Source organism: Litorivivens sp. (genome assembly GCF_041625495.1).
Classification (GTDB): Bacteria; Pseudomonadota; Gammaproteobacteria; order Pseudomonadales; family Spongiibacteraceae; genus Litorivivens.
This window is the reverse complement of sequence record NZ_JBFJTH010000027.1, coordinates 23,757-31,152: the sequence shown is the minus strand read 5'-3', so window position 1 is coordinate 31,152 and position 7,396 is coordinate 23,757. Positions and strand designations below refer to the sequence as shown.

7 protein-coding genes are annotated in these 7,396 nt (G+C 52.9%); all 7 read right to left on the bottom strand.

The features are described 5' to 3' along the window. Window positions 1-246 precede the first annotated feature (246 nt). The 7 genes from fliJ to ABYP39_RS05165 are packed head-to-tail and all read right to left on the bottom strand — an operon-like array spanning window position 247 to window position 7,092. The gene (gene fliJ, locus ABYP39_RS05195; protein ID WP_372748070.1) at window positions 247-720 is read right to left on the bottom strand and encodes a flagellar export protein FliJ; all 474 of its coding nucleotides are present in this window, start codon (window positions 718-720) and stop codon (window positions 247-249) included. Further along, window positions 717-2,075 carry a flagellar protein export ATPase FliI gene (fliI, locus tag ABYP39_RS05190; RefSeq protein ID WP_372748071.1) on the bottom strand — a complete coding sequence of 453 codons (1,359 nt, stop codon included), beginning with the start codon at window positions 2,073-2,075 and terminating at the stop codon, window positions 717-719. The genes fliJ and fliI overlap by 4 nt, the downstream gene beginning before the upstream one ends. Further along, window positions 2,072-2,737: a FliH/SctL family protein gene (locus ABYP39_RS05185; RefSeq protein ID WP_372748072.1), complete on the bottom strand. Its 666-nt coding sequence runs from the start codon at window positions 2,735-2,737 to the stop codon at window positions 2,072-2,074. Before ABYP39_RS05185 ends, fliI begins: the two co-directional genes overlap by 4 nt. Window positions 2,738-2,769: 32 nt before the next feature. Further along, window positions 2,770-3,783 carry a flagellar motor switch protein FliG gene (gene fliG, locus ABYP39_RS05180; RefSeq protein WP_372781428.1) on the bottom strand — a complete coding sequence of 338 codons (1,014 nt, stop codon included), beginning with the start codon at window positions 3,781-3,783 and terminating at the stop codon, window positions 2,770-2,772. Then, entirely contained in the window at window positions 3,773-5,383 is a 1,611-nt protein-coding gene (fliF, locus tag ABYP39_RS05175; RefSeq protein ID WP_372781426.1) for a flagellar basal-body MS-ring/collar protein FliF, read from the bottom strand. The genes fliG and fliF overlap by 11 nt, the downstream gene beginning before the upstream one ends. Window positions 5,384-5,416: 33 nt before the next feature. Continuing rightward, a complete protein-coding gene (fliE, locus tag ABYP39_RS05170) occupies window positions 5,417-5,767 on the bottom strand; it encodes a flagellar hook-basal body complex protein FliE (protein WP_372758248.1) in 351 nt (116 codons plus the stop codon). A 2-nt stretch (window positions 5,768-5,769) separates the two neighbouring features. Beyond that, window positions 5,770-7,092, bottom strand: a complete 1,323-nt coding sequence (locus ABYP39_RS05165; RefSeq protein WP_372781424.1) for a sigma 54-interacting transcriptional regulator — start codon at window positions 7,090-7,092, stop codon at window positions 5,770-5,772. Window positions 7,093-7,396: the final 304 nt, after the last annotated feature.

The window sequence follows — 7,396 nt, the reverse complement described above, 5'->3', positions numbered from 1 at the left end:
GTCTTCGCCAGTGTTTTTGTTATTCGCGGCGCCTGAAAGAACTTTAGCAAAATCAGTCGATTGTGTAGCCTTATTAATCTTTTCCGCAACTAGCGCTGAGGAAGGCATCAGCGACGCGGCGAGATCACCAAGGGGTAAAGACTGACCGTTATCCATAGTGTTAACGAGATCCTGAGGGCTAACAAACGCTAAAGAGCGGCGATTACCGCGCTACCTGATAGATTATTTGCAAGGCGTGTGCCAGCGTTAGCAGATTTCTTCGTGGCGCTGTCTGAGTTGCCAGCTGTGCCTCAGCACGTTCAGTTCATCACTCTGCTTTTGCTCAAGAATCTGGGCAGCACGGTGTTCCTGGTGGCGATACTCTCCGGCCAGACGGCCCAACGAATGGGTTTTCTGGCGCTTGCTGAGCCAGTGATCCCGCGCGGTGTCCAATTGAGCATCACACTGCTCGACAATGGATTGCTGTATCGCGATCACATCGTTTAGTTTCGCCAGAAAAGCACGGTTGTCCTGCAACTGACGCAGATCGAGTAGATCCTGACCGCCGCTGGCATCCAGATTACTGCGTTGTTGGTACTCGGCGCGGTAGTCACGCAATTCCTGTAGTTTCTGTCGCGCTTGAGTTGCATTCTGCTGAACCCGTAAAAAGGCATCTGTAGCCTTCTTTTCTTCGCGCTCGGCGATCCCGAGAACCGGTTGAATGCGTGCAGACTTTTTCATGCAGTGCTACCTATTGAAAATAATTCGTCAAGACTGGCGTCAAAGGACACAGACTCGTTCACATCCTGTTGCAGAAACCGGTTTATTTTCGGCCACAGTCTTACCGCTTCGTCGAGACGGGCATCGCTCCCTTTCTGGTAAGCGCCAATCGTAATAAGATCTCGATTCTGCTGATAAAGACCATATTTCTGCCGAAGAAATCGCACCATTTCCAAGTGAGTCTTGTCGGCAACCTCGTTCATCACTCGACTGACAGACTGCTCGATATCTATCGCGGGAAAATGTCCCGCTTCCGCGAGTTTGCGTGACAGCACAATATGCCCGTCTAAAATGGCTCTGGCCGAATCGACAATCGGGTCATTTTGATCATCACCTTCGGCCAAGACCGTATAAAAGGCCGTAATTGACCCGCCGCCAGCGGCGCCATTGCCTGCGCGTTCAACCAGTTGTGGCAATTTGGCAAACACTGAGGGTGGATAACCCTTGGTGGCGGGAGGTTCTCCCACAGCCAAAGATATTTCACGCTGAGCCTGCGCAAATCTTGTCAGAGAATCCATAAGAAGCAATACGTTCTTTCCCTGATCCCGGAAGTATTCAGCGACAGATGTGGCTAACCAGGCACCGCGCAAACGCATCAGTGGCGGGTGATCCGCGGGGGTTGCTATGACCACCGCCCGCGACATCCCGTCTTGGCCAAGAATGGAATCAACGAACTCTTTTACCTCCCGACCGCGCTCACCAATGAGTCCAACGACGATTACATCGGCATTGGTAAATTTTGTCATCATGCCAAGTAACACGCTCTTGCCTACACCACTTCCTGCAAACAAGCCAATTCGCTGCCCACGCCCGACAGTTAACATGGCATTTATGGCGCGAACGCCGACATCGAGCGGTTCTCGGATGGGGTTGCGTTGCAATGGATTGATCGGGGTGGCCAGAAGCGAGCGGCTTTCAGTGGTCGCAATCGGGCCAAGACCATCGAGAGGCCGTCCGCCCGCGTCGATAATCCGGCCCTGCAACGCGTCTCCCACTTCCAATTGGGAACCGCAGCGACTGGGAACCACGCGGGCATTTGGCATGACACCGCGCAATTCCCCGGTGGGCATTAGTAGCGTACGCTCTCCGGCGAAACCGACAACCTCGGTTTCAAGCCAGCCGCCATCGGCAGTTTCGACCTGACAGTAGCCGCCGATAGGCGCTGAACACCCCTCGGCCTCCAGGGTGATGCCCACCACGCGTTTTAACTGGCCTTCTACCTGAGCGCGCTGTGGCGCCTGTGCGACGGTATCCAGTGCGGCTAGCTTACGGGCCCAGCGTTGGTTTCGGGTCAAGGCAACAGGTGTTGTAGTCACAGTGATTCGTCACCCTTATCCGGTGGGGAAATACCGTCAGAATGGAGCGCATGTTCGTCAAAAAGCTGGTCTACGAGCTTGCCCAGACGACTTTCCAGACGCTCGTCGATTCGCGAACTGCCCGCGGTCATCACACAGCCACCGGTGGTAATCGAGGGGTCTTCGAGCAAGGTTACCCCTGTGCCAGCAATACCCTCTTCCGCCAGAAGCTGACAATCTTTGGGGTTGAGGCGCAGCGTGACAGGCTCACGCTGACCAGATAGCTGTTCCAGACCGTCGTGGACGATGGGTAGTATATGTGTCGGGTTAAGACTGAGTTCAGCGCGGCACAGTTGTTTTCCAATTGAGAGCGCCAGAGCACCAAGCTGGTGTTCCACATGTTCGTCGATATCGTTCAAGGGTGCCGCAAAAGCGTTGAGCATCTGCTGTAATCGGGCGATCTCCTCGTCAAAGGATTTACGCCCTTCTTCACGCCCGAGGCTGTACCCTTCCTGCCGCGCCTGTTCAACTAATGCCAGTATCTGATCTTCACTGGGCATATTGTCATCAGGCGTCGGAGTGGACTGAGCCATTTCCGGTGGCATCCAACCCTGAGCCTCTTGCTCGTTAAGCAATCTAAGGGTGAAAGCGTCTTCATTTAAATCTGGTTGCGCATCTGTCATTGCGGCATCCGTTTCAGTAATCCTGGGTAGCGTCAGTCGACGTAGTCATCGCTACTGCTACCTAAGTTGATCTTGCCCTCTTCGCCCAGCCGTCGAGCAACCTCCAGAATGGCTTTTTGCGCCTCTTCCACATCGCTGAGCTTGGTTGGGCCGCGCGATTCCATATCTTCTACCAGAAGCTCTTTGGCGCGTTTCGACATATTGCTGAAGATTTTATTACGGACAATCTCATCAGCGCCTTTGAGCGCGATGGCAAGTTGATCGCTGGTTACCTCCCGCAACAGCAACTGCATACCCTTGTTGTCCAAGTCTGCCAGATTGCCGAACACAAACATCAGATCCTCAAGTCGCTGGCGCATGGTCTCATCAGTTTTCGACAGGGTTTCCAGAATACGGGCTTCCGCATCGCTATCGAGACCATTGAGAATGGCTGCTGCGGTCGTTGCACCGTCTACCCGCTTGGACTTAAAGTTGGCTGAAACGTCCAGCTTTGCTTTCAGGGTGGTTTGGAGTTGTTTCATTGCCGCTTCAGGCACTTTATCCATAGTGGCAATCCGAAACATGATGTCTTCCTGCATTCCTTCCGGCAGGCGGGCGACGATTTTCGCAGCCATCGACTGTTCCAGATGCGCCAGTGTAATCGCAACGATTTGCGGGTGCTCATCTTTCAGAATCTGAAGAATGGCGTCTGGCTCCATCCAGCGCAGAGAATCCAGCTCTCGCGGTGAATCGTCGCCGAGCAGGCGGTCTGCAAGCGTGCCCCCCGTCTGTTCTCCCATCGTATTAACTAACAAGTTACGCACATAGCCCGGTACACCAATGCCGAGCGGGGTATGGCTGTTAACTTCTTCACGAAAGCGCTGACAGACGGTGTAAGCATCGCCGGAATCGACCTTTTTAATTGCAGCCATAGCCACACCGATTTTTTCGACACTTTCAAAATCGATGTGCTGCAGCACTTTTGCGGCCCGCTCCTCACCCATCATCAGGAGAAGCACGGCTGCCTGTTCACTGCCATTACTGAGTGAGTTGGTACTATTTTCCATCGCGAGCTATCCAATTTTTAACGACTTGAGCCACAAGTTTAGGGTCCTGATCTGCTACGTCTCGTATTGAATCGAGACTATCTTCCATCCGTTTTACCGCGTTTGGACCTCCCAGCGCAGCAACGGCAGGATTGATATCACCGCGCGAGTAAATTGCGCCATCCGGGCCCTCTGCACCCGCCGCCGCAGTAGCCGTGGCAGGCAACTGGGACTGCATCAGTGTTTTGATGCTTGGGCGGATAACACTGAATACAATCAGGATCACAGCGATACCGGTAAGTGCCTGTTTAACCACCGTGATAAACCAGTCCTGTTCCCAGATAGGGGTAGATTCCAGCTCCGTGGATTCCACTCGTGTTTGTTGGAAATTAGCAGCTATCACGGTTACCCGGTCGCCGCGATCGGCGTTGTAGCCAACGGCATCGCGAACTAGCGATGCAAGCTTTTCCAGTTGAGCTTCCGAATACTCGGGTTTTTGCGCACCCTCCGGAGCGTCTTCTGGCAGGGAATCATCTAGCACCACTGCCACCGACAGCCGCTGGATATCACCAGCGGGTCGTGCGGTGTAGTTCAATACACGCTCTATCTCATAGTTTCTCGTGATTGAGCTGCTCTCGGCCGCGGTATTGTCTGGGTTGCCGGCGTCGCCTGGGGGCTGGTTAGCCAGCGCACCGGGAACACCACCTGCGCCGCCAGCTCCGGTTTTGCGATCCGTGGTTACCTGTTCACTGCGCAGTACCTGTGCATCCGGGTTCCAGCTCTCACGGCTTTCCTCGACGCGAGAAAAATCCAGTTGTACTGCGGTTTGTACTTTGACTTTACCGATGCCGGCAATGGGTGTGAGCAAACTGGTAATGCGCTGTTCGTATTCCTTTTCGACTTTTTTTCGATACTCGAACTGCCGGGTGTTAATCTCAACACCGTCGCCCTCGTCCAGTGACGACAACAAGGTGCCGGTTTGATCAACTACAGTGACTGTTTCGGCAGTTAAGCCAGGCACACTTCCGCTGACCATATTCACTATGGCGCGTACCTGCTGGCGATTCAGAACGCCACCAGCATAGATATCAAGCATGACCGATGCGCTGGCTTGGCGTTGATCACGAACAAAGACCGATTGTTTGGGAATAGCGAGATGAATCCGGGCCTTGCGAACCTGATGCAGGCTTTCAATAGTGCGTGCCAGCTCGGTCTCCAAAGCGTGCTCATACTTTTTGGACTGCATGAAATCACTGACACCAAAACCCTTTTCCTCGCGGAGCATTTCAAGCCCTGAGCCGTCGTTGATAACACCGTTACCAGCTAATTTGATTCGTGCATCGTGCAATCGATCCGAAGGCACCATGATAGCGCCGGTCTGCTCCTGCAGCCGATACGGTATTCCCACGCTTGACAGGGCATCCAGCACCGAAGCCGATCGCTCTGGCGGCATGGCGCCATAAAGCGTCTTGTATTCTGGGCCCTGAGACCACAGCACGGCCGCCGCACCGACGGCAACGCTGGCGGCTATTCCCACCATCATCAACAATTGGCGGAGCCAGGGTTTGTTTTCAATGCTTTCGCGTATTGTACCTGCCGAAAGTGTTGCCGCGTCTGCCATTCAATATGCTCCCGTATGGCGCTTGCCGGTTTCTTAAACCGACATGCGCATCACTTCCTGATACGCATCAATCATTTTGTTTCGTACTTCAACCATGGCGGTAAATGACACATTCGCCTTTTGCGAGGCCACCATGACTTCAGCCAGACTGATATTCTTGTCACCGCGTTCAAATGATTCCGCCAGTGACGCGGCAGATTTCTGTGTTTCGCTGACGGCTTTTACAGAATCGGTTAACATCTCTGAAAAGCTCGTGTTGCTAACGCTGGAGCCCGCTTGATTCTCGCCAATCTTTTCAGCAACCCCCGGCATGCGACCGGTTGCTTCCTGACGTATGGATCGAATTTGACTGAGAATCTGGTCTACGCGCATTGAATCAGACATGGTTACACTCCCATTTCAGCTTCGCGCAAACGCGCCATTTTGTAACGCAGTGTTCTGGGGCTAATCCCCAGTATTGCGGCGGCCTCTTTTTTGCTGCCGCCCTGCACAATAGCGTGCTGAATCTGACGCTTTTCTTCCAATCGGAGGTGCTCTGAAAGCTTCTGTTCCTGATCACTTTCGGCGAGTGTGGATAAGACAACATCAGGCATTTCAAAATAGATGTCGTGATCATGGATTATGCGATCGGACTGGAGAATCAGCGCCCGTTGCACGACGTTGTCGAGTTCCCGCACATTACCCGGCCAGGTATGAGACAGAAGCTTTTGCTGTGCTTTGGCAGACAATGTGTCGCTGTCAGCACGTGAATGCTGGCTCAAAAAATGTTGAGCCAGTGGCAGGATATCCCGAGGACGGTCAGCCAAGGGCGGAATATGCAAGGGAAATACATTCAGCCGGTAGAACAGGTCTTCCCGGAATTCACCGCGTTTAACCGCATCGCGTAGATCCCTATTGGTTGTGGCCAGCACCCGCACATCCAGACGAATGGTGCGACGACCACCCAAGCGTTCTAGCTCTTTCTCCTGCAACACACGCAGTAGCTTTGCCTGTAGCGCTAAATCCATTTCGCTGATTTCGTCGAGCAGCAAGGTGCCACCCTGAGCTTGTTCAAATTTGCCAATATGGTTGTTCACCGCACCGGTGTATGCGCCCTTTTCATAGCCAAACAGCATCGCTTCGAGCATGTTTTCAGGAATAGCCGCGCAATTTACAGCGATAAACGGATGGTCTGCGCGCGGAGAATGACAGTGTATGTAGCGAGAAATAACTTCTTTGCCTACACCGCTGGGGCCACATACCAGCACCGTAGCATCGGTATGACTGACTCTCTGGGCCAGATTGCGCACCTGCTGTGTTAGTGGATCGTGCGCAACCAGCTGATCCGCTATGGGCAATTTCGGCAAATACTCAGTGATAAGCTTTTGTAACAGTGCGCTATCGACTGGCTTTGCCAGAAAATCTGCAGCACCGTTCTTGACGGCCTCTACGACGGTGTCTACAGATTGTTCTTCAGAAATAACAATCACCGGAACCGGCAGTGCCTGTTGCCGCAGAGCTGTCATAAAGTCAGCGTTATCCTGAAAGCCACGCTCGCAGATAATAAGACGGACAGCGTGATGTTCAACCGCGGTAACAGCATCGCGTGCAGTGGCGGCAGAAGCCGCACTGTAACCAGCATGAAGAACTACCCGCTCAAGGTTACCGCGCAGCGCCGGATCTTTATCCAGAATAAGCACATCTGCGTGTGACTGGTTTGGTCGATTCATTGTCGATCAGACTCATAGTGTTTTGCTTGACCAGTACGTAGCAATTCCTATGCCATGAAATATATTTGTTTTATTTCAACAAGATAGCCCAGCTAAAAATACCCCGCCAAAATTTTGGCAGACAAATGATCGAGGTGACGCTGTTCACGCAAGTGTGGTCAGATCGGCAAATGTACAAAGGTTAAAACGTAAGAATGTAATTACGAATACCAGACCGACCGCCAATCAAAGCACACTTCAAATACGGTACATCGGCGTTCACGGCAAAAAAAATTAATTACCACGAGCTTCGACCGGTGTGCTC

What these genes read in the sequence shown, in the direction of transcription:
- fliF (WP_372781426.1), bottom strand. Translation starts at nt 5,383, where the DNA reads ATGGCAGACGCGGCAACACTTTCGGCAGGTACAATACGCGAAAGCATT.
- ABYP39_RS05165 (WP_372781424.1), bottom strand. Translation starts at nt 7,092, where the DNA reads ATGAATCGACCAAACCAGTCACACGCAGATGTGCTTATTCTGGATAAA.
- ABYP39_RS05185 (WP_372748072.1), bottom strand. Translation starts at nt 2,737, where the DNA reads ATGACAGATGCGCAACCAGATTTAAATGAAGACGCTTTCACCCTTAGA.
- fliJ (WP_372748070.1), bottom strand. Translation starts at nt 720, where the DNA reads ATGAAAAAGTCTGCACGCATTCAACCGGTTCTCGGGATCGCCGAGCGC.
- fliG (WP_372781428.1), bottom strand. Translation starts at nt 3,783, where the DNA reads ATGGAAAATAGTACCAACTCACTCAGTAATGGCAGTGAACAGGCAGCC.
- fliE (WP_372758248.1), bottom strand. Translation starts at nt 5,767, where the DNA reads ATGTCTGATTCAATGCGCGTAGACCAGATTCTCAGTCAAATTCGATCC.